Origin of the sequence: Micromonospora sp. NPDC051925 (genome assembly GCF_044548625.1) — a bacterium.
Taxonomy (GTDB): Bacteria; Actinomycetota; Actinomycetes; order Mycobacteriales; family Micromonosporaceae; genus Micromonospora.
In genome coordinates this window covers 20227-39956 of record NZ_JBIUCH010000017.1, presented here as the reverse complement: position 1 = coordinate 39956, position 19730 = coordinate 20227, and the positions used below count along the sequence as shown (strand labels likewise).

The 19730-nt window shown below is 74.1% G+C and carries 20 protein-coding genes and 1 pseudogene; 14 read left to right on the top strand and 7 right to left on the bottom strand.

Annotated elements, in window-relative coordinates; translation table 11 throughout:
- Positions 1 to 192: 192 nt before the first annotated feature.
- The gene (locus ACIG87_RS22640; protein ID WP_396852997.1) at positions 193 to 1098 is read right to left on the bottom strand and encodes an A/G-specific adenine glycosylase; all 906 of its coding nucleotides are present in this window, start codon (positions 1096 to 1098) and stop codon (positions 193 to 195) included.
- Positions 1099 to 1194: 96 nt separating this feature from the next.
- On the opposite strand from ACIG87_RS22640, the gene ACIG87_RS22635 reads away from it, so the two are divergent.
- The 3 genes from ACIG87_RS22635 (at position 1195) to ACIG87_RS22625 (ending at position 3303) form a co-directional block, all read left to right on the top strand.
- Positions 1195 to 1707: a glycine cleavage system protein R gene (locus ACIG87_RS22635; protein ID WP_396852996.1), complete on the top strand. Its 513-nt coding sequence runs from the start codon at positions 1195 to 1197 to the stop codon at positions 1705 to 1707.
- 114 nt (positions 1708 to 1821) lie between these two features.
- Positions 1822 to 2385, top strand: a complete 564-nt coding sequence (locus tag ACIG87_RS22630; protein ID WP_396852994.1) for a peptide deformylase — start codon at positions 1822 to 1824, stop codon at positions 2383 to 2385.
- 186 nt (positions 2386 to 2571) lie between these two features.
- Positions 2572 to 3303 carry a hypothetical protein gene (locus ACIG87_RS22625; protein WP_396852992.1) on the top strand — a complete coding sequence of 244 codons (732 nt, stop codon included), beginning with the start codon at positions 2572 to 2574 and terminating at the stop codon, positions 3301 to 3303.
- Between the two features lie 144 nt (positions 3304 to 3447).
- Here ACIG87_RS22625 and disA read toward each other — a convergent pair whose 3' ends face one another.
- The 4 genes from disA to ACIG87_RS22605 all read right to left on the bottom strand — a co-directional run bounded on the left by disA (position 3448) and on the right by ACIG87_RS22605 (position 8063).
- Positions 3448 to 4629 carry a DNA integrity scanning diadenylate cyclase DisA gene (disA, locus tag ACIG87_RS22620; protein WP_396852990.1) on the bottom strand — a complete coding sequence of 394 codons (1182 nt, stop codon included), beginning with the start codon at positions 4627 to 4629 and terminating at the stop codon, positions 3448 to 3450.
- 140 nt (positions 4630 to 4769) lie between these two features.
- On the bottom strand, positions 4770 to 6221 hold the full coding sequence (radA, locus tag ACIG87_RS22615; protein WP_396852989.1) for a DNA repair protein RadA: 1452 nt from the start codon (positions 6219 to 6221) through the stop codon (positions 4770 to 4772).
- A gap of 87 nt (positions 6222 to 6308) precedes the next feature.
- Positions 6309 to 7082: a hypothetical protein gene (locus ACIG87_RS22610; RefSeq protein WP_396852987.1), complete on the bottom strand. Its 774-nt coding sequence runs from the start codon at positions 7080 to 7082 to the stop codon at positions 6309 to 6311.
- 141 nt (positions 7083 to 7223) lie between these two features.
- Positions 7224 to 8063, bottom strand: a complete 840-nt coding sequence (locus ACIG87_RS22605; protein ID WP_396852985.1) for a UbiA family prenyltransferase — start codon at positions 8061 to 8063, stop codon at positions 7224 to 7226.
- Between the two features lie 46 nt (positions 8064 to 8109).
- Between ACIG87_RS22605 and ACIG87_RS22600 the strand changes: the two genes are divergently transcribed.
- The 4 genes from ACIG87_RS22600 to ACIG87_RS22585 all read left to right on the top strand — a co-directional run bounded on the left by ACIG87_RS22600 (position 8110) and on the right by ACIG87_RS22585 (position 11899).
- Positions 8110 to 8868 (top strand): methyltransferase domain-containing protein, encoded by a 759-nt coding sequence (locus ACIG87_RS22600; protein ID WP_396852984.1) that lies wholly within the window; start codon positions 8110 to 8112, stop codon positions 8866 to 8868.
- 44 nt (positions 8869 to 8912) lie between these two features.
- The gene (locus ACIG87_RS22595) at positions 8913 to 10079 is read left to right on the top strand and encodes an acyl-CoA dehydrogenase family protein (RefSeq protein ID WP_396852983.1); all 1167 of its coding nucleotides are present in this window, start codon (positions 8913 to 8915) and stop codon (positions 10077 to 10079) included.
- A gap of 55 nt (positions 10080 to 10134) precedes the next feature.
- Complete coding sequence (locus ACIG87_RS22590; protein WP_396852981.1) at positions 10135 to 11196, top strand: type III polyketide synthase; 1062 nt, start codon at positions 10135 to 10137, stop codon at positions 11194 to 11196.
- Between the two features lie 145 nt (positions 11197 to 11341).
- On the top strand, positions 11342 to 11899 hold the full coding sequence (locus ACIG87_RS22585; RefSeq protein WP_396852979.1) for a hypothetical protein: 558 nt from the start codon (positions 11342 to 11344) through the stop codon (positions 11897 to 11899).
- Positions 11900 to 11991: 92 nt separating this feature from the next.
- Here ACIG87_RS22585 and ACIG87_RS22580 read toward each other — a convergent pair whose 3' ends face one another.
- Positions 11992 to 12723: a hypothetical protein gene (locus ACIG87_RS22580; RefSeq protein ID WP_396852978.1), complete on the bottom strand. Its 732-nt coding sequence runs from the start codon at positions 12721 to 12723 to the stop codon at positions 11992 to 11994.
- A 328-nt stretch (positions 12724 to 13051) separates the two neighbouring features.
- Here ACIG87_RS22580 and ACIG87_RS22575 point away from each other — a divergent pair, with 328 nt between their 5' ends.
- The 5 genes and pseudogenes from ACIG87_RS22575 (at position 13052) to ACIG87_RS22555 (ending at position 16198) form a co-directional block, all read left to right on the top strand.
- Positions 13052 to 13537, top strand: coding sequence for a CarD family transcriptional regulator (locus tag ACIG87_RS22575; RefSeq protein ID WP_013288937.1), 486 nt, complete (start codon positions 13052 to 13054; stop codon positions 13535 to 13537).
- A 54-nt stretch (positions 13538 to 13591) separates the two neighbouring features.
- On the top strand, positions 13592 to 14287 hold the full coding sequence (ispD, locus tag ACIG87_RS22570) for a 2-C-methyl-D-erythritol 4-phosphate cytidylyltransferase (RefSeq protein WP_396852976.1): 696 nt from the start codon (positions 13592 to 13594) through the stop codon (positions 14285 to 14287).
- A 16-nt stretch (positions 14288 to 14303) separates the two neighbouring features.
- Entirely contained in the window at positions 14304 to 14786 is a 483-nt protein-coding gene (gene ispF / locus ACIG87_RS22565) for a 2-C-methyl-D-erythritol 2,4-cyclodiphosphate synthase (RefSeq protein ID WP_396852974.1), read from the top strand.
- Positions 14787 to 14794: 8 nt separating this feature from the next.
- Positions 14795 to 15001 (top strand): annotated as a pseudogene (locus ACIG87_RS22560) (tetratricopeptide repeat protein); the annotation flags it as partial.
- A gap of 318 nt (positions 15002 to 15319) precedes the next feature.
- On the top strand, positions 15320 to 16198 hold the full coding sequence (locus ACIG87_RS22555; RefSeq protein WP_396853138.1) for a hypothetical protein: 879 nt from the start codon (positions 15320 to 15322) through the stop codon (positions 16196 to 16198).
- Positions 16199 to 16297: 99 nt separating this feature from the next.
- On the opposite strand, the gene ACIG87_RS22550 is transcribed toward ACIG87_RS22555, so the two are convergent.
- A complete protein-coding gene (locus ACIG87_RS22550; RefSeq protein ID WP_396852973.1) occupies positions 16298 to 17479 on the bottom strand; it encodes a homogentisate 1,2-dioxygenase in 1182 nt (393 codons plus the stop codon).
- 99 nt (positions 17480 to 17578) lie between these two features.
- Between ACIG87_RS22550 and ACIG87_RS22545 the strand changes: the two genes are divergently transcribed.
- Both ACIG87_RS22545 and fahA read left to right on the top strand, forming a co-directional pair.
- Positions 17579 to 18481 (top strand): hypothetical protein, encoded by a 903-nt coding sequence (locus ACIG87_RS22545; RefSeq protein ID WP_396852971.1) that lies wholly within the window; start codon positions 17579 to 17581, stop codon positions 18479 to 18481.
- Positions 18478 to 19674 (top strand): fumarylacetoacetase, encoded by a 1197-nt coding sequence (gene fahA, locus ACIG87_RS22540; RefSeq protein ID WP_396852969.1) that lies wholly within the window; start codon positions 18478 to 18480, stop codon positions 19672 to 19674. The genes ACIG87_RS22545 and fahA overlap by 4 nt, the downstream gene beginning before the upstream one ends.
- Positions 19675 to 19730 lie beyond the last annotated feature (56 nt).

Below are 19730 nucleotides of genomic sequence, written 5' to 3'. Positions count from 1 at the left end.
GACGACAGAGCACAAGGGCGACGGCCCGGCGGCGCGAGCCACCGGGCCGTCGCCCTTCTCGTCTCCCGATACCGGTTCGGGTCATCGCTGACGGCGTCGAGTCACCGGCGGGGCCACCGGCGGTCTGGCGAAGGGTGGGAGACCGCCAGGCCGCCACAGTTGAGTGGATCAGAAGAATCGGATGGGTGGGGGTCAGCCGGGGAGGGGCTGGGTGGCCGGGCCGTCACCGATGAGCCGGAAGTTCTCCTCGCCGACCGGCTCGACCAGGCCGTCCTTCACCAGTCCGGCCAGGGCTCGGGCCCGCTGCACGTCGTCCTGCCAGACCTGGTCGAGCCGTTGGTGCGGCACCGGGCCGGTGGCGTCCCGGAGCACCCCGAGCAGCAGTCCACGCACCTGACGGTCGGTGCCGGCGTACCGCTGGGGTCGGCGGGTCGGGCCGGTGGGGGCTGCCTGGCCGGAGGCCCGCCAGGCGCAGACCGACTCGACCGGACAGTCCGGACAGCGCGGCGAGCGGGCGGTGCAGACTATCGCGCCGAGTTCCATGAAGGCGGCGCTGGCCAGCGCGGCGGCGGCCGGCTCGGTCGGCAGCAGCTCCTCGCAGGCGACCAGGTCGGCCGGGGTGGTGGCCGGGCCGGCATCCGGCTCCCCGGCGATGGCCCGGGAGACGACCCGCCGGACATTCGTGTCGACCACCGGGTGCCGCTGACCGTACGCGAACGCGGCGACCGCCCGCGCCGTGTACGTCCCGATGCCGGGTAGCGCCAGCAACTGCTCCAGCTGGTCGGGCACCCGACCGCCGTGCCGTTCCACGACCGCCACCGCGCAGTCGCGCAGCCGTACCGCCCGGCGGGGGTAGCCGAGTCGGCCCCACATCCGGATCGCCTCGGCGGGAGTGTCGGCGGCGAGGGCGGCGGGATCCGGCCAGCGGGTGAGCCAGGCGTGCCAGGCGGGCAGTACGCGTACCACAGGTGTCTGCTGGAGCATGACCTCGCTGACCAGGATCGGCCAGGCCCCGATGCCGGGCACCCGCCAGGGCAGGTCGCGGGCGTTCTGCTCGTACCACCGGCTGACCAGGGTGGTGAAGGTCGGTTCAGTCATCGCGCCGACGATGATGTCATGCGATGCCTTCCCGCTGGATGGGCGGGCCGGGCGGGGCGTCGCCGGGCTGCCGGGCGGATCGGGCAGAATGCCCGGATGAGCGAGCTCGCGATCACCGTCATCGGCCGGGACCGGACCGGCATCGTGGCCGACGTCGCCGAGGTGCTTGCCCGGCTCGGCGCGAACCTCACCGACTCCACCATGACCCGGCTGCGCGGCCACTTCGCCATGACGTTGATCTGTGTCGGGCCGACGGCCGCCGCGGTCGAGGCCGCCCTGGCGCCGCTCGCCGCCGACGGTCAACTGCTGGCCACCGTACGCGCGGTCACCCCGGACGGTGCGACGACGCCGGCGGGTGAGCCGTACGTGCTGGCGGTGCACGGCGCGGACCGGATGGGAATCGTGGCGGCGATGACCCGGGTGATCGCCGAGGCCGGTGGCAACGTGACGGACCTGAGCACCCGGTTGGCCGGTTCGCTCTACGTGGTGGTGGCCGAGGTGGACCTGCCTGCGGGCAGCGCCGACGAGCTCACCGGCCGGCTCTCCGGGGTCGCCGCCGACCTGGGCGTCGAGGTCTCCCTGCGCCCCGCAGACCCGGACCTCCTGTGAGTGCGAGGAGTGAGTCGGGTTTGCGAGCCCCGCAGTCGCGAACAGAGGTGAGCCCGTGAGTGCGAGGAGTGAGTCGGGTTTGCGAGCCCCGCAGTCGCGAACAGAGGTGAGCCCGTGAGCGGGGTGCCGTACGTCGGGCTCGGCGGCTGGACTCCGGCGACGCTGGGCGTACCGGGGGAGGTGCGCCGGGTGGTCTGCGCCCCCGAGGCGGTGCTGAGCCGGCCGGGGCCGGAAGTGGACCCGACCGCCGAGGAGACCGTCCGGCTCGCCGCGGACCTGGTGGCCACCATGCGGGTCTCGCCCGGCTGCGTGGGTCTCGCGGCACCGCAGGTCGGGGTGGGCGCCCAGGTGTTCGCGGTGGACGTGACCGGCCATCCCAAGGCGGTGACGGTGCACGGCACCTTCGTGCTCTGCAACGCCCGGGTGGTGGAGGCGAGCCGTTGGAAGCCCGGCCGGGAGGGTTGCATGTCGGTGCCCGACCTCACCGGCGACGTGAAGCGGGCCAGCCGGCTGGTGGTCGAGGGGGCGCTGCCCGGCAGTGGTGCGCCGGTCCAGCTGGTCACCGACGGCTTCGAGGCCCGCGCCCTGCAACACGAGATCGACCACTGCGCCGGGCTGCTCTTCCTCGACCGGGTGGCCGGCGCGCACGCGGTGTACCAACGCAAGGTCTACCTGTGACGCGCCGGGGCGCAGGCGTCGGGCAGAGCACGGTCCACCGGTGACGCGCCGTGCTGCACGGCGGTGGATGGACCGGGCCGATTCCCGGGCGACCGTCGGGTGTGGAGCGTCGTTTCCGGCCCGGTGGGGGACGTCCGGCGAGTCGCGACCGGTCCGCGTGCGTCGCGCCGCTACGGTGGGGGCATCATGCGTCTGACGGTCGGTCCCCTGCCTTCCGCCGTGTACTGGCGGCGTCGCGCCGTCGTACTCGGAGCGGGGCTTCTCTTCCTGATTGTCCTGCTCTACTCGTGCACCCGGTCCGGGGGCACCAGCACCACACCGGGTGCCGGGTCCTCGTCGTCGGCCCCGGCGGCGGGCGTCGTGTCGCCGACGGTCGCGTCGCCGGCCCCCGGGTCCGCCTCACCGTCGGGCGCGGCCGACGCGCCGGACTCGTCGGCCGGGCCGTCCACCGACCCGGGTACGAGCAGCGCGCCGTCGGCCGATCCGCCCGCCCCGCCGGTCAACCCGGCCCGGGTGGACGACGGCACCTGCACCGATACCGAGATCACGGTGACCCCGGTGGCGCTCCCCGCCGAGGTGCGTCGGGGTGCTCCGGTGGACCTCAGTCTCAAGATCAAAAACAGGTCGCAACGGACCTGTAGCCGGGACGTCGGCGCGGACCTCCAGGAGTTGTTCATCAAGTCCGGTGCGGAGAAGGTCTGGTCGTCGGACACCTGCGGCACCGGCAAGGGCTCCGACGTGCAGTCCTTCACTCCCGGCTTCGAGCGCTCCTACCAGCTCACCTGGAACGGCATGGACGCCAGCCGGTGCAGCCAGGGCGTGGCCTCGGGGCCGAACCCGCCGGCCGGAAACTACCAGGTCTTCGCCCGGGTGGGCACCAAGCTGAGCGATCCGGTCAAGCTGGTCGTCACCGGCTGACCCTGGGCCGGTCGCGAGCGGCTGCTCCCGACCCCCGGCTCCCTGGTCGGCACCGGGTCGGCCGTGATCGCGGCAGGCTGGCCGGCACCGGGCTGCCCGCAGGGCCGGGAGGAGGCGTCAGCACCGGCCGCGCCCCGGCCCCGGTCAGACGTAGCGTTCCAGGATGGACGCCTCGGCCAGCCGGGACAGCCCCTCCCGAACGCCTCGGGCCCGCGCGTCGCCGACCCCCTCGACGGCCTGTAGATCCTCCACGGTGGCACCGAGCAGCCGCTGGAGGCTGCCGAAGTGCAGCACCAGCCGGTCGACGATCGCCGCCGGCAGCCGGGGCACCTTGGCCAGCAGCCGGAACCCGCGCGGGCTGACCGCCGCGTCGAGCGCGTCGGAGGCGGCCGGGTAGCCGATCGCCTTGGCGACCGCGACCAGGTCGATCAGCTCGGTCGCGCCGAGCAGGTCCAGCTCGACCAGGGCCTCGTCGAGGGTGCGCGACTTGCGGCCGGTGGGGAGGTAGTCCCGGATGACCAGGGTGCGGTCGGCGTCCACGCCGGCCATCAGTTCGTCGAGCTGGAGGGCGAGCAGCCGGCCGTCGGTGCCCAGCTCGACCACGTACCCGGCGATCTCGTCGGCGATCCGGCGGACCATCTCCAGCCGCTGCACCACCGCGACCGCGTCCCGTACGGTGACCAGGTCTTCGATCTCCAGCGCGGAGAGGGTGCCGGAGACCTCGTCGAGGCGGAGTTTGTAGCGTTCGAGGGTGGCCAGGGCCTGGTTGGCCCGGGAGAGGATCGCCGCCGAGTCGTCCAGCACGTGTCGTTGGCCGTTGACGTAGAGGCTGATGATCCGCATCGACTGGCTGACCGAGATGACCGGGTAGCCGGTCTGCCGGGCCACCCGCTCGGCGGTGCGGTGCCGGGTGCCGGACTCCTCGGTCGGGATGGACGGGTCGGGCATCAGGTGCACACCGGCCTGGACGATCCGGGTGCCGTCGCTGGAGAGCACCACCGCGCCGTCCATCTTGCACAGCTCGCGGACCCGGGTCGCGGAGAACTCGACGTCCAGCGGGAAGCCACCGGTGCAGATCTGGTCGACGACCTTGTCGTAGCCGAGGACGATCAGGGCACCCGTCCGGCCGCGCAGGATGCGTTCGAGCCCGTCACGCAGCGCGGTACCGGGTGCCATCAGGGCGAGGTTGGCCCGCAGCGGATCACCGGCGTTGCCGGTGGCTCCGGTCACGCTCACGCTGATCGGACGGGTGGGCGAGCCCACGGCGGCGGCGCGGGTGTGGGGCGTCGCGCCGGCAGGCTTGGCGGCGTCGCGGTCGGTCGGCACGGGCACAGTCTACGGACTGCCCTGCGGTGGGTGCTCTCGTGGTTACTGTGATGTGTCGCGGCGTCGGTTCTTCCCACTGGCCGGACGTCGCGGGCGTTGTCCGGTATGGCCCGTCCGGTCCGGGCGTTCGCCACCGTCCGTCACTCCGCGGATGCGCGGGCGACCGCCTGAAGCGCCGACCGGACATCCGTGACCTCGGTCACCTGCATGTTGTCCGGGGTGACGCCGGTGCTGCCGGGTCCGCATCCGGGCGGCACGAGGGCCACCCGGAAGCCGAGCCGGGCCGCCTCGGCCAGCCGGCGGGGGACCGCCCCGACCCGTCGTACCTCGCCGGTCAGCCCGACCTCGCCGATCGCCACCAGGTGCGGCGCGATGGCCAGGTTGAGCCCGCCGGAGGCGACCGCCAGGGCGACCGCGAGATCGGCGGCCGGCTCGACCACCCGGATCCCGCCGACGGTGGCCGCGAAGACCTCCCGGTCGTGCAGGGTCAGCCGCTCGGTGCGGCGCTGGAGCACCGCCAGCACCATGGCCAACCGGGCCCCGTCGAGCCCCGAGACGGTACGCCGGGGCGAGCCGGCCACCGTCGCGCCGATCAGCGCCTGCACCTCGGTCAGCAGTGCCCGTCGCCCCTCCATCGCCACCGTCACGCAGGTGCCCGGCACCGGCTCGGAGTAGCGGGTGAGGAAGAGCCCGGACGGGTCGGCCAGGCTGCTGATGCCCCCCTCGTGCATCTCGAAGCAGCCGACCTCGTCGGCCGCGCCGAACCGGTTCTTGACGCCCCGGACCATCCGCAGCGAGGAGTGCTTGTCCCCTTCGAAGTGCAGCACCACGTCGACCAGGTGCTCCAACACCCGGGGGCCGGCGACCTGGCCGTCCTTGGTGACGTGACCGACCAGCACGGTGGCGATGCCGCGTTCCTTGGCGACCGCGACCAGGGCGGCGGTGACGGCCCGCACCTGGGTCACCCCGCCCTGCACCCCTTCGGTGCCGGTGGTGGAGATGGTCTGCACCGAGTCGAGGACCAGCAGGCCCGGCTTGACCGCGTCGAGGTGGCCCAGCACGGCGCTCAGGTCGCTCTCGGCGGCCAGCCAGAGCTGCTCGTGCAGGGCGCCCATCCGCTCGGCCCGCAGCCGGACCTGGCTGACCGACTCCTCGCCGCTGACCACCAGCGAGGGGCTGCCGGCGGTGGCCGCCCACTGCTGCGCCACGTCGAGCAGCAGGGTGGACTTACCCACCCCCGGCTCCCCGGCGAGCAGGACCACCGCGCCGGGGACCAGACCACCGCCGAGGACCCGGTCGAGTTCGCTGACCCCGGTCGGCCGGGCTCGGGCCGGCGCGGCGCTGATCGTGGCGATCGGCCGGGCCGGCTCGGCCGGCATCCGGGAGCTGACCACCCGACCGGAGACCACCGGCCCGGTGACCGTGCACTCGACCACCGAACCCCACTCGCCGCACTCCGGGCAGCGCCCCACCCACTTGGGCGGCTGGTGGCCACAGGCGTCGCACTCGTAGGCGGGGCGGGGCTCGCGGGCGGCCCGGCCCCGGGACGCGCCGGACGCACCACGGGCGGGAGTCGATCGGGAGGTGGTCACCCCAGGACGCTAACCCCCACCGGTGACGAAAACACCGCCGGCGTGGTGGTCACCACGCCGACGGTGTCGGCAGTTCGTACGGGGTGGTCAGCCGCCGTGCCCGGAGCTGCCCTCCTGGGCGCTCTCCTCGCCGCCCTCGCGGTGCACGATCGGAGAGGACCGGGGGGCCGGGGTCAACGGGACGCCGATCGGGACCGGGGTGCTGACGGTACGGCCATCGCCGAAGTCGAAGGTCAGGTTCACCTGCTGGCCGCTGCGCAGCGCCTCGTTCAGCCCGACGAGCTGGAGGTGCTTGCCGTTCTGCACGTTGAGCTGGACGTAACCGAGGGCCGGGATCTCGATCCGGGCCGGCTCCCCGGCCGGCGCGGACGGGCTGGCCGTTTCGGACGGCGAGGCACCCTCCGACGGCGACGCGTTGCCCGACGGCGACGTCTCCTCCGACGGCGAGGCGTTACCCGACGGCGAGGCGTTGCCCGACGGCGACGCGCTCCCGCTCTCCGACGGTGACGCGGAGGTGGAGGGGCTGGCCGAGCCGGAGGCCCCGGTGAGCAGGATCTGCCGGGCGCTGTCGGTGGTGACGGTGACGGTCACCGGGTTCCGCGTGTCGTTGTAGATCACCGTGTTGATCGCGGCGGTCCCACCGGCGGCGAAGCCGCTCTCCCCCGGGTACTCGACGTAGAGGCCACGCACCTTGTACGCGTTGTCCGGCGTCTGGACGTTCACACCCTGGACCGACGGCTGCTTGTTGGCGGTCTCGGACACCTGGCCCGCCCCGCAGCCCGCCGCCAGCAGGGCGGTCGCCGCCGCCATGCCGGACAGCAGCAGGGTGGCCCGCCGGGAACCCCTGATCGAGCGCGTCACGTCGGTCCTCCTCGTCACGATCCCGACCCGGCCGTACCCCGGGCACGGGGTGGTCATACCCGCGCAGACCGCGCTCCAGGGTAGTTGGGGCTGATCGAGGGCCGCACGCGGACCCGGTGCGGCCACCCGGGCGGGTGCCGGTCAGACCACCCGACCACTCGCCACCAGCAGCACCACATCGATCAGGGCCACCACCATCACCGCCCGGAAGGCGGCCACCGACCGGCCGGCGCCCCGGCTGGCGGCGCGTCCCGCGTACCAGCCGACGGCCGGCACCGCGACGGCCGCCGCGACGGCCGACCAGCCGACCCACGACGGCGGCCCGGGTGGCCCGAGGACCAGGGCGACGGTGGCGGCGAGGAGCAGCCCGGCGGCGGCCAGCCGGCTCCCGGTGGCGCCGAGCCGGTGCGGCAGGCCGCGTACCCCGGTCCGGGCGTCGTCGGCCAGATCGGGCAGCACGTTGGCGAAGTGCGCGCCCGCGCCCAGGCAGGCCGCCGCGACGACCAGCCAGACCGGTGGCGTCGGCGTCCCCGGCAGGGCGAGCACCACGAAGGCGGGCAGCGATCCGAAGGAGACCGCGTACGGCAGCACCGAGATCGCTGTGGACTTCAGCGGCCAGTCGTAGAGCAGCGCCGACACCAGGCCGAGGGTGTACCAGAACGCGGCGACCGGGTTGGTGGTCAGCGCCAGCAGCGGGGTGGCGAGCGCGGCCACCACGGCGGCCACGGCCACCGTACGGCGACCCACCGTCCCGTCGGCGACCGGTTTGTCGGTACGCCCCACCGCAGCATCCCGCCCGGCGTCCACCGCGTCGTTGGTCCAGCCGACGGCGAGCTGACTGGCCAGCACGGTGAGCACCACCGCGACCGTCCCGGCCGGACGGTGGCCGACCCCGACGGCGAGCAACCCGGCCACCGTGGTCACCGCCAGGCCCGGTTCCGGATGACTTGCCCTGACCAGCCCTAACACCGACCTCGACATAAGGGAAGTCTGGTCGTTACCGGCCGGTCGTGCCACGCTCGATGCCATGCGCGACGGTTCGGCGTCCATCGGTGTCCGAGTGCTGCCCCCCAACGATCCCCGCCAGTACGACGACCTGGCCGGCGAGTGGTGGCGGCCCGACGGCGCGTTCGCGATGCTGCACTGGCTCGCCCGTGCTCGGGCGGCGCTGGTGCCACCGGCGACCCGGCCCGACGCGGTCCTGGTCGACCTGGGCTGCGGCGCCGGGCTGATGGCGCCGCACCTGGCCGGTCGGGGCTACCGGCACGTCGGGGTGGACCTCACCCGCTCCGCTCTGGAGCAGGCGGCGGCGCACGGGGTGACCGTGCTCGCCGGCGACGCCACGGCGGTGCCGCTCGTCGACGGCTGCGCCGACGTGGTGGCGGCCGGTGAGCTGTTGGAGCACGTGCCGGACTGGCGGGCGGCGGTCGCCGAGGCGTGCCGCCTGCTGCGCCCCGGTGGGCTGCTGGTGCTGGACACCCTCAACGACACCGCGCTGGCCCGGCTGATCGCGGTGGAGGTGGGCGAGCGGCTGTCCACCGTGCCCCGAGGCATCCACGACCCACGGTTGTTCGTGGACGACCGGGAGTTGGTCGCCGAGTGTGCCCGGCACGGTGTCGCACTGCGGGTACGGGGTGTCCGGCCGGGGCTGTGGGGGACGCTGGGCTGGCTGACGCGACGCAACCTCGGGGGTGCCGGCCGTGGCTCGCGCGACGGCGGGCCCATGATCCGGCCGACCTGGTCGACCGCGGTGCTCTACCAGGGCCGAGGGGTCCGACACGGGTAGCCGTCACGGTTCGGGGTACCAGGAACTTCCAGGAAGGGGACCGTATGACTGTGGACGCACTGGCGGCGGCCCGTCGGTTGGCGCCGAGGTTCGCCGCGCGGGCGGCCGGACACGACCGGGACGGCACGTTCCCGGCCGACGACTTCGCCGACCTGCGGGAATCCGGGCTCTTCGGGCTGATGGTCCCGTCCGGGCTGGGTGGCTCGGACGCCTCCTTCGCCGGGTACGCGGCGGTCGCGACCGAGCTGGCCCGGGGCAACGGCGCGACCGCGCTGGTGTTCAACATGCACGCCTCGGTCACCGGCGCGCTCGGCGCGGTCACCGAGGAACTGGCCGAGGCGTTGGGCGTGCCGGACGAGGCGCTGGCCGCCCGGGACCGGCTGCTCCGGGCGGCGGCCGAGGGCTCCTGGTACGCGGTGGCGATGAGCGAACGCGGCGCGGGGGCCCGGCTGTCCCGGCTCAGCACGGTCTACGAACCGGTCGACGGCGGCTGGCGGATCAAGGGGAGCAAGACGTTCTGCTCCGGTGCCGGGCACGCCGACGGCTATCTGGTGGCCGCCCGCAGCGCCGCCGACCCGTCGGTGGTCTCCCAGTTCCTGGTGCCCGCCGGGGAGGGGCTGACCGTGGAGCCGACCTGGGACGCCCTGGGCATGCGGGCCACCTCCTCGCACGACCTGCACCTGGACGTGACCGTGCCGACGGACCGGCTGCTCGGCGGGGTGGAGGGGCTGGCCCTGGTGTTCGCCCAACTCATGCCGCACTGGCTGGTGGCCAGCTACGCGGCCGTCTACGTGGGGGTGGCCCGAGCGGCGGTGGACGCCGCCGCCGAGCACCTCAACGCCCGGGACCTCGGCGGCCTGCCGGCGGTCCGCGCGCGGCTCGGCCGGGCGGACGCGATGGTGGCGGCGGCGGAGCTGGTGGTGGCCGAGGCGGCCCGCCGGGTCGACGACGCCCCCGGCGACGCCGAGACGAACCGGTGGGTGTGGCGGGCCAAGCTGCTCGCGGGCACCACGGCGGCGGAGGTGGCGGCGTCGATGCTGGAGGCGGCCGGCACCTCGGCAACCCGTCGGGGGCACCCGCTGGAACGGCTCTACCGGGACGCCCGCTGCGGCTCGCTGCACCCGGCGACCTCCGACGTGTGCGCCGACTGGCTCGGGGTGGCGGTGCTCGGGGGTGACCCGGACCGCGACGGATCGGCCCCTCGTTGGTGAGGGTGACGGAGGCGGGGACCGCCGGACGGGCAGTGTGGACGAGAGGTGGGGACAGATGGCCGTGCCGTTGATCGCGGGGCTGGGTACGGCGCACCCGCCCGGCGCGCGCCAGGACGAACTCTGGACGGGCTTCTTCGCCAGGCACTTCTCCGACACCACCCGGGGCCTGGCCGAGCGCATCTTCGCCAACTCGGGGGTCTCCCAGCGGCAGGCGGCGGTCAGCCCGCTGGTGGAGGACGTCTCCGACTGGCCGACCGAGCGGCGGATGCGCCGTTACCAGGTGGAGGCCCTGCCGCTGGGCAAGGAGGCGGTGGGGCGGGCGTTGACCGCCGCCGGGCTCGCGGCGGGTGAGCTGGGGCTGTTCGTGGTCTGCTCCTGCACCGGCTACGCCACCCCCGGGCTGGACATCCTCCTCGCCCGCGACCTGGGCATGGCCCCGGACACCCAGCGGATGTTCGTCGGCCACATGGGCTGTTACGCGGCCCTGCCGGGGTTGGGTGCGGCGGGGGACTTCGTGGCTGCCCGGGGCCGGCCGGCGTTGTTGCTCTGCGCCGAGCTGACCAGCCTGCACATCCAGCCGGCGTCGGCCCGGATGGACACCCAGCAGATCATCTCGCACGCCCTCTTCTCCGACGCGGCGGTGGCCGCCGTGCTGGTCCCGGAGACGCAGGCCGCCTCCGGGGGGTATGCGCTGCGCGAGGTCGCCTCGATCACCGACACCTCGACCGCCGATCACATGACCTGGGACATCACCGACACCGGCTTCCGGATGGGCCTGTCGCCGAAGGTGCCGCAGGTGCTCTCGGCGCACGTCCGGGAACTGGTGGACGGCCTGCTGGCCCGGCACGGCACGACGCTCGCCGAGGTGGACGGTTGGGCGGTACACCCGGGCGGGCCGCGCATCCTGAACGTGGTGGAGCGGGAACTCGCCCTGCCGGCCGACGCCCTGGCGGCCTCCCGGGGGGTCCTCGACACGCACGGCAACTGCTCCTCGCCGACGGTGCTGCTGGTCCTGGACCGGTTGCTCCGGGCGGCGGTGCCACCCCGGTGGATCGTGCTGCTCGCCTTCGGCCCGGGGCTGACCCTCTACGCCGCCCTCCTCGAACGTCGCCCCTGATCCGCCCGCCACTCCTCTCGCGCGTCGCCCCGGCCTACCCGGTAGCGGTCCGAACACCCTGATTCTGGGTATTTGACCTGGTCAGAGCAGGTGTTGTCGGCGCTGCGCCGAGTGCCGCCGGCCGGTGCCTGGTTACCCTCGCCGGGTGAGGGTCGAGGTGGACGGCGGTGACCGGCTGCGCGGTGCGGTGCTGGCCGGCGCGGTCCTGCTCGCCCTGGTCGGGGGTGGCTGGTGGTGGTCGGCCACCGCCCCGACGACCGGCCCGGTCGGGGCGGTGTCGCCGCAGCCGTCGGCCGGGACGGAGGCACCGCGACGCGGGGTGGTGATGATCGACGCCCGGACCGGGCGGGTGCTGGCGTCGACCGAGCTGCCCAGTGCGTCCGGCGATCCGGACGTGGGCCTGCCGACGTTCACCGACACCAGGTGGCGGGAGCGGATGACCCTGGTGGCCGGTCGGGCACCGGTCCGCCGGGAGTCGCCGGCTGACGGCGTGCGGCACCTGTTCCAGTACCGCTGCTCGGGCGACGGGACGCTGCTGGTCGCGATCCTGCACGACGATCCGCCGCAGCGCCGGCAGATCGACTGCGACGGCGAGCTGGTCGCGTGGGAGCTGACCGGGCAGGGTGGGCGTACCCGGTTGGAGTTCTCGGCGGTGGGGCCGGGCTCGGTCGAGCTGGAGGCGCAGGTCGTCGTGGTGCCCTGAGCGACGCCGATTGACGGGACCGGCCGGCACCCGCACGACCACCGCCCGCTGGCTGCCGCGCGCCAACCTGGTCCCCGGGTCGCGGGTCGGGGTCAGCCGGAGAGCCGGACCAGGTCGTCCCGGTAGTCGGCGGCGGCACCCAGCTCGGGCAGCACCCGGACCACCGTGCCGGCCCGGTCCACCAGCAGCGCGGGGGCGGCACCGGACTGGGCGGGCAGGTGCAACGCGGTACGCAGTTCACCGGCGGGGTCGGCGAGGGCGCGTACCGGGCCGCCGGCCGGTGGGGCGGGGGTGACCTCGCGTCCGCCGGCGACGCTGACCACCTGGACGCCGTCGGGCGCGGCGCCGGCGGCGGCGGCGACCTGCTCGGCGCACGCGCAACCGTCCACCAGAATGATCATCGCGGGCAGCAGGCCGCGGAGCGGGACCGGCCGCTGGTCGACGTCGACCAGGTCCAGCGCCGGCAGCGACCGCCCGACCAGTGGGACCGGCGTGGCCGACTGCGGCAGTACGGTCGGCCGGTCGGTGCCGCGGGACGACCGGGGCCAGGTGACGGTGACCAGGCCGACGGTGGTGGCGAGCACCGCCACCAGGAGCATCAGCAGGGGCAGCCCGATCGGGGGCCGGCCGTCCGGGCGCGGGACCAGCCCCAGCCGACGCCGCCACCGGGCGGCCGAGGTGCGGCGGCGCAGCTCGCGACGGAGCTGGGTGGCTTCCTCGGCGAGCGCGGACGCGTCGTCCGGCACGACCACCCGACCCCACTCCGGCGGCAGGTCGGGCAGGCCGTCGGGCGGGCCGTGGCCCTCTGCGTCAGGCATGCCCATCGGACCCCCCGGTAAGCGGTGCGGCGAGCGGTGTGCGGTACCCCTCCAGCGTCCCGCACGGGCCCTCCTGCCGCTAGACCTGAGCGGGCGGGACGCCGCCGGGCTACCATGGGAGAAGCGCATAGCCCGAGAAATCCATGCTCCGATCGCCCGTGCCGGGCTGTCATCCGCTGCTTACGGAGCGTGTTTGAACCATTGGTTTGGCCGCCTGTCAAGCCGAAGCAAGACCTCTCACAGGGCCCCTGAGCTGCGCCAACGGTCAGGACGGCAGCGGGACATTGGTGCCTGAGCGTGTTACCCTAGACACAGCGAAAGGGGTTTCGAACCTATGGTTTTCAGCGTCGGCGAGACCGTTGTTTACCCCCACCACGGGGCCGCACTCATCGAGGCAATCGAGACTCGGGTCATCAAGGGCGAGCCCAGGGAGTACCTGGTCCTGAGGGTCGCACAGGGTGACCTGACGGTGCGGGTGCCCGCCGAGAACGCCGAGATCGTGGGTGTGCGTGAGGTGGTCGGCGAAGAGGGCCTGGGAAAGGTCTTCGACGTGCTCCGTGCACCGCACACCGAGGAGCCGACCAACTGGTCGCGGCGTTACAAGGCGAATCTGGAGAAGCTTGCCTCCGGCAACCCGCTGAAGGTCGCCGAGGTCGTCCGCGACCTGTGGCGTCGGGAGCGGGAGCGGGGCCTTTCCGCGGGTGAGAAGCGCATGCTCGCCAAGGCCCGCGACATTCTCGTCGGCGAGGTCGCGCTGGCGGAGAAGAGCACCAAGGACGAGGCGGAGACGCTGCTCGACAAGGTCCTCACCGAGGCCTGATCCCACCGCATCGGCGTACCCACCCCGCAGCGAAGAACCGACGAGGACCGCGACGTGACCGCGCAGCTCAATCCGCGCGGTGACGTCGCGGTCCTCGTTCCTGCGGCCGGTGCCGGGGTACGCCTCGGTCCAGGTGGTCCCAAGGCGTTGCGGCTGCTCGGCGGCGAACCTCTGCTGGTGCACGCGGTACGCCGGATCGCGGCTGCGCCGTCGGTGCACACCGTCGTGGTCGCCGCGCCGGCCGCCGAGGTCGACGCGGTCCGGCGGCTGCTGGCCCCGGTCGCCCCGGTCCTGGTGGTGGCGGGTGGCGCCGAACGACAGGCGTCGGTGGCGAACGCCCTGGCCGCCGTGCCACCCGGTCCGGGCATCGTGCTGGTGCACGACGCCGCCCGCGCGCTCACCCCGCCCGCACTTGTCGAGGCGGTGGCGGCGGCGGTCCGGGCCGGCCACGACGCGGTGATCCCGGTGCTTCCCGTGGTCGACACGATCAAGGAGGTGGACGGCGACGGCGTCGTCCTCGGCACCGTGGACCGGTCCGCCCTGCGTGCCGTGCAGACCCCGCAGGGCTTCCGTCGGGAGGTGCTGGCCGCCGCGCATGCCGCCGCCGGTGACCCGCTCACCGACGACGCCGGTCTGGTCGAGAAGCAGGGCGTCCCGGTGTTCTGCGTCCCCGGCTCCGAGTACGCGTTGAAGGTCACCCGCCCGTTCGATCTGGCCCTGGCCGAGCAGCTGCTGGCCGCCGGCCGGTGACGCGTACCCTCGATTCATGATCGTTCCCCGGATCGCCGTCGGCACCGACATCCACGCCTTCGCGGCCGGCCGGCCGTGCTGGTTGGCCGGCCTGCACTGGCCCGGCCAGGACGGCCTGGCCGGGCACTCCGACGCCGACGTGGTCGCCCACGCCGCCTGTAACGCGTTGCTCTCGGCTGCCGGGCTCGGCGACCTCGGGGCGAACTTCGGGGTCGACCAGCCGGAGTGGGCCGCCGCGTCCGGGGTGGCGCTGCTCACCGAGTCCGCCCGTCGGGTCCGCGCGGCCGGGTTCGCGATCGGCAACGTCTCGGTGCAGGTCGTCGGCAACCGGCCCCGGATCGGGCCGCGTCGCGACGAGGCCCAGCGGGTGCTCTCCGACGCGGTCGGCGCGCCGGTCACCGTCACCGCCGCCACCAGTGACGGGCTCGGCTTCACCGGGCGTGGCGAGGGCCTCGCCGGCATCGCGGTGGCCCTGGTCTACGACGCGGCGGCCGGGTAGGGCCCGAGATGACCGACGACGAATCGACGCTGGACGGCTACCGGCAGCGGGCCCAACTGCTGGCCGAACTCGGCCGCTACGACGAGGCCACCGAGGAACTGGGCTTCGCGCTCGCCCTGGCCCCCACCGACCCGACCGCGTTGACGCTGCTGGCTCGGCTGCACCTCGCCGCCGGTCGCCCGGGTGCGGCGATCGCCGCCGCCGACGCGGCAACCAGTCCACCGGCTCCGCCGAGTGCGCTGGCCCCGCCGGATTCACCGGATTCGCCGGATTCGCCGGGATCGCCGGGATCGCCGGGATCTTCGGGGTCGCCGGGCGGGCTGGGATCTTCGGGCGCATTGGGGTCGCCGGGCGCGCTGGGGTCTTCGGGGTCATCGGGCGCGCTGGGGTCGCCGGGCTCCCTGGGGTCCTCAGGCCCCCTGGGGTCATCGGGCTCCCTGGGGTCGTCGGGCTCATTGGGGCCGTTGGGGTCGCCTGGCTTGCCGGATTCGCTGGGGTCGCCGGGCTCGTCGGTTCCGCCGGGGTCGCCGGTTGTGCCGGGGGCGGGGCGTCCGCATGAGCAGGGCGGTTCCGGCGGGCGGGATGGGTCGGCGAACCCGGCCGGGGAGGCTGGCGCGAGGATCCCGACCGCCGCCCTGGTCGTCCGGGCGATCGCCCTCGCCGACCTGGGGGAGTACGCCGAGTCGGCGCGTACCGCCGATCGGATTCTGGCGGCCGGGCCGGCTGACGCGTACGCCCAGCGGAGCGCGGCGGCGATCCTGGCCGAGGCGCGCAACGGCCAGCCGGCGCTGAACGCGGCCTGGCGTGGGGTGGAGCTGGCCCCCGACGAGCCGCAGGCGCACCTGGTGCTGGCGCTGGTCGCCGGCCGGCTTGAGCTGTTCGACCTGGCTGAGCGGGCCTACCGGGAGGCGTTGCGGCTCGACCCGGGGCTGGCCGATGCCCGGCACGATCCGGGGGTGCTACGGCTGGAACGGCGTCGTTGGGTGCTGGCGCTGGAACAGGTGGCCGCGCTGGCACCGGTGCATCCGACCCGTGCGGAGAAGCTGCCGGTCTGGACCGGGCTACGCCGGCTCGTCCTGATCGGCAGTGGCTGGTCGCTGGTCGCCAGCCTGCTGCTCGCGGTCCTGGCCGCCGGTGGGTCGGGGTCCAGCCGACTGATGGCGGTCATGGCGGCGGTCGGTGGCGGTCTGCTGGCCTGGCGGCTGTCCCGGCGGGTTTCCGAACTGAGCCGGGTCGTCCTGCCGGTGCTGCGCCGGGAGGATCGGGCACTGGCGTTCGCGGTGTACGCGGTCCCGGCCGGCCCGGCCCTGCTCCTGCTCTACGCCCTGGTGGGCACCCCGTGGCCGCTGGTGGTCGCCATCGCCGTCGCGGTGCCGGCCACCCTGATCGCCACCACCCGCGCGGGCGTCTAGCCACCCGCCGTCCCCACTCCTTGATCATCTACGGCTGAGCGACTCGACACGCCGGGGGGAGTGCCGCTGAGGCGTAGACGATCATGGCCCGGCGGGGCGTCAGGGGTGGCGGGTCCAGGTCCAGGCGTAGCCGGGGTCCTCGCACTCCACGGCGGCGTCGCAGAGGTCGAGCGGGCGGAAGGTGTCGACCATGACGGCCAGCTCGTCGAAGAAGTCGACGCCGATCGAGCGTTCCGCCGCGCCGGGCTGGGGGCCGTGGGTGAAGCCGGACGGGTGCAGCGAGATCGAGCCCTGCTCGATGCCGGAGCCGCGCCGGGCCTCGTAGTTGCCTCCGGTGTAGAAGAGCATCTCGTCGGAGTCGACGTTGTGGTGGTGGTACGGCACCGGGATGGCGTCCGGGTGGTAGTCGACCTTGCGGGGCACGAACGAGCAGATCACGAAGTTGGGGCCCTGGAAGGTCTGGTGCACCGGCGGCGGCTGGTGGATGCGGCCGGTGATCGGCTCGAAGTCGTGGATCGAGAACGCCCACGGGTACTGGTGCCCGTCCCAGCCGACCACGTCGAACGGGTGGTGGGCGTAGACGTGCCGGGTCCAGGCGGTGCCGGTTGCCCGGGACCGGTGGCGGACCAGCACCTCGACGTCGGTGCCGTCGACCAGCAGTGGCGCGTCCGGCCCCCGGACGTCCCGCTCGCAGTACGGCGAGTGCTCCAGGAACTGGCCGCGCGCCGACAGGTACCGCCGGGGTGGGCCGATGTGCCCGGTGGCCTCGACCGTCAGCAGCCGGACGGGGGTGTCGCCGGTGGGGACCAGCCGGTGGACGGTCGAGGTGGGGATGACGACGTAGTCGCCGGCGACCAGGTCGAGCGCGCCGAAGGTGGATTCCAGCCGCAGCGTGCCCGCCTCGACGTAGAGGCACTCGTCGCCGGTGGCGTTGCGGTAGAGCGGGGACGGCCGGTCGGCCAGCGCGTACCCGATCCGGACGTCGTCGTTGGCGAGCAGGTGACGCCGGCCGAGCACCGGGTCGGCCCCCGCGCCGACGAGCTTGTGGGTACGCAGGTGGCGCGGCTTGAGCGGATGGTTCGGCACCCGGGTGTACGCGGGCGGGGTGAACTCCTCGGCGGCGACGATCGCGGTCGGGGCGTACCGGTGGTAGAGCAGGGACGAGTCGGCGGAGAAGCCCTCCTGGCCCATCAGCTCCTCGGTGTAGAGGCTGCCGTCGGGCTGGCGGAACTGGGTGTGCCGCTTGCGGGGCACCTCGCCGACGCTGCGGTAGTACGGCATGTTGCTCGCCTCCCGTATTGTCCCGATATCCGGCCGGTGGCGTCCGATAGTCGGACGTTGCTGTCCGTTCCTTGACAGCGTCCCGTAGATTCTTGTCTCGTGTCAACGCAGGTCCCCCGCCTCCTCGCCGGCCTCGTCGACGACGCCGCCGTCTTCCCGCCGGGCAGCGCGTCGCTGCCCGACGCGGTCGCCGCGCACCGGGAACACCGCGCCTCCTGGTATGCCGACCTGGTCGGCCCGTTGCTGGTGCCCGCCTCCGTCGTCGCCACCGGGGCGCTGGGCGGCCTGATCGACCCGGCCGAGGGCTTCGTGGTGGGGCTGATCGGCGACACCGGCATCGCACCGCTGCCCGCCGCGTTGACCGGCCTCGACGCCGCCGGGATCGTCGTCAGGCAGGTCGAGGTGGCGGTCGCCCGACGCGGCGAGGACCCCCAGCCCGGCCTGGCCGAGCTGCTCCGGCTCACCGGGGCACGGCCGGAGCGCGGCCGGGAGCCGGCCCGGTCCGCCGACCCCGGCACCGACTGGTACGCCGAGATCCCGTTGACCTTCGGGCTGACCGCCGCGCTGGACACCCTCGCCGAGGCCCGCGCGGCCGGCGTGCGGATCGCCGCGAAGTTCCGCACCGGCGGGCTGGCCGCCGAACTCTTCCCCACCCCGGTCGAGCTGGCCGCGGTGATCTGCGCCTGCCGGGACCGTGACCTGCCGTTCAAGCTGACCGCCGGACTGCACCACGCGGTGCGCCACCTCGACCCGGAGACCGGCTTCACCCATCACGGCTTCGGCAACGTGCTGGCCGCCACCCTCGCCGCCGTCGACGGCGGCGAGGTGGACGCCGTCGCCGTGCTGCTCGCCGACACCGATGCGGTACGGCTGGTCGAGCCGGCCCGAGCGGGCCGTGACGCCGCCCGTCCGCTGTGGATCGGGTTCGGCTCGTGCAGCGTCCGGGAACCACTGACCGATCTGATCCGGCTTGGGCTGGTGAACGGGGGATTCGACCGATGAGCTGGGTGACGGGCGCGGACGGCTCGCCGTACGGCGTGACCAACCTGCCGTACGGGGTGTTCCGGCACGACGGGCAGCCGCCCCGGATCGGCGTACGCGTCGCCGACCTGGTGTTCGACCTGGCCGGCGCGGAGTCGGCCGGGCTGGTGCTCGCCGCCGGGGCGTTCGGCCGACCGACCCTCAACGACTTCATGGCCCTCGGCCGCCCGCAGTGGACCTCGGTCCGGCAGCGCATCGTCGAGCTGCTCACCGACCCGGCGCACCGGCCCGCCGTGGAGCCCCTCCTGCTGCCGTTGGCCGAGGCCGAGCTGCTGTTGCCGTTCGAGGTCGCCGACTACGTCGACTTCTACTCCTCGGAGCACCATGCCGGCAACGTCGGGCAGATCTTCCGTCCCGGCCAGCCACCGCTGCTGCCGAACTGGAAGCACCTGCCGATCGGCTACCACGGTCGGGCCGGCACGGTGGTGGTCTCCGGCACCCCGATCGTCCGTCCGACCGGGCAGCGGGCCACCGGTCAGGGCCCGACCGTCGGCCCGTCGGTACGCCTCGACATCGAGGCCGAGGTGGGCTTCGTGGTCGGCGTGCCGAGCGCGCTGGGCGACCGGGTGGCGGTCGACGACTTCGTCGACCACGTCTTCGGGGTGGTGCTGGTCAACGACTGGTCGGCCCGGGACATCCAGGCCTGGGAGTACCAGCCCCTCGGGCCGTTCCTCGGCAAGTCCTTCGCCACCTCCGTCTCCGCCTGGGTGACCCCGCTGGACGCCCTCGCCGACGCGTTCGTGCCGGCCCCGGAGCAGGACCCGCCGGTGCGGGACTACCTGCGCCAGACCCCGCACCTGGGTCTCGACCTGCGGCTGGCGGTCGAGTGGAACGGTGAACGGGTCACCGAGCCGCCGTTCGCCGGCATGTACTGGACGCCCGCCCAGCAGTTGGCCCACCTCACCGTCAACGGGGCCTCCCTGCGCACCGGCGACCTGTACGCCTCCGGCACGGTCTCCGGCCCTCAGCGCGGCCAGGTCGGCTCGTTCCTGGAGCTGACCTGGGGTGGGGCCGAGCCGGTCCAGGTCGGTGGGGACACCCGCACCTTCCTGGCCGACGGCGACACCGTCACCCTGCGGGCCACCGCCCCCGGCCCGGACGGCACCACCATCGCCCTCGGCGAGGTCACCGGCCGGATCCTGCCCGCCCGCTGAGCAGCCGGTCCCGCTCCTGCCCGCCTCCTGGTGCAGCCGGTCCCGCTCCTGCCCGC

Excerpts from the sequence above, each read along its gene's own strand:
- ACIG87_RS22640 (WP_396852997.1), bottom strand. The coding sequence starts at position 1,098 with ATGACTGAACCGACCTTCACCACCCTGGTCAGCCGGTGGTACGAGCAG.
- ispF (WP_396852974.1), top strand. The coding sequence starts at position 14,304 with ATGATCGTTCCCCGGATCGCCGTCGGCACCGACATCCACGCCTTCGCG.
- ACIG87_RS22550 (WP_396852973.1), bottom strand. The coding sequence starts at position 17,479 with ATGCCGTACTACCGCAGCGTCGGCGAGGTGCCCCGCAAGCGGCACACC.
- ACIG87_RS22635 (WP_396852996.1), top strand. The coding sequence starts at position 1,195 with ATGAGCGAGCTCGCGATCACCGTCATCGGCCGGGACCGGACCGGCATC.
- ACIG87_RS22605 (WP_396852985.1), bottom strand. The coding sequence starts at position 8,063 with ATGTCGAGGTCGGTGTTAGGGCTGGTCAGGGCAAGTCATCCGGAACCG.
- ACIG87_RS22590 (WP_396852981.1), top strand. The coding sequence starts at position 10,135 with ATGGCCGTGCCGTTGATCGCGGGGCTGGGTACGGCGCACCCGCCCGGC.
- ACIG87_RS22600 (WP_396852984.1), top strand. The coding sequence starts at position 8,110 with ATGCGCGACGGTTCGGCGTCCATCGGTGTCCGAGTGCTGCCCCCCAAC.
- ACIG87_RS22625 (WP_396852992.1), top strand. The coding sequence starts at position 2,572 with ATGCGTCTGACGGTCGGTCCCCTGCCTTCCGCCGTGTACTGGCGGCGT.
- ACIG87_RS22575 (WP_013288937.1), top strand. The coding sequence starts at position 13,052 with ATGGTTTTCAGCGTCGGCGAGACCGTTGTTTACCCCCACCACGGGGCC.
- ACIG87_RS22595 (WP_396852983.1), top strand. The coding sequence starts at position 8,913 with ATGACTGTGGACGCACTGGCGGCGGCCCGTCGGTTGGCGCCGAGGTTC.
- ACIG87_RS22580 (WP_396852978.1), bottom strand. The coding sequence starts at position 12,723 with ATGGGCATGCCTGACGCAGAGGGCCACGGCCCGCCCGACGGCCTGCCC.
- fahA (WP_396852969.1), top strand. The coding sequence starts at position 18,478 with ATGAGCTGGGTGACGGGCGCGGACGGCTCGCCGTACGGCGTGACCAAC.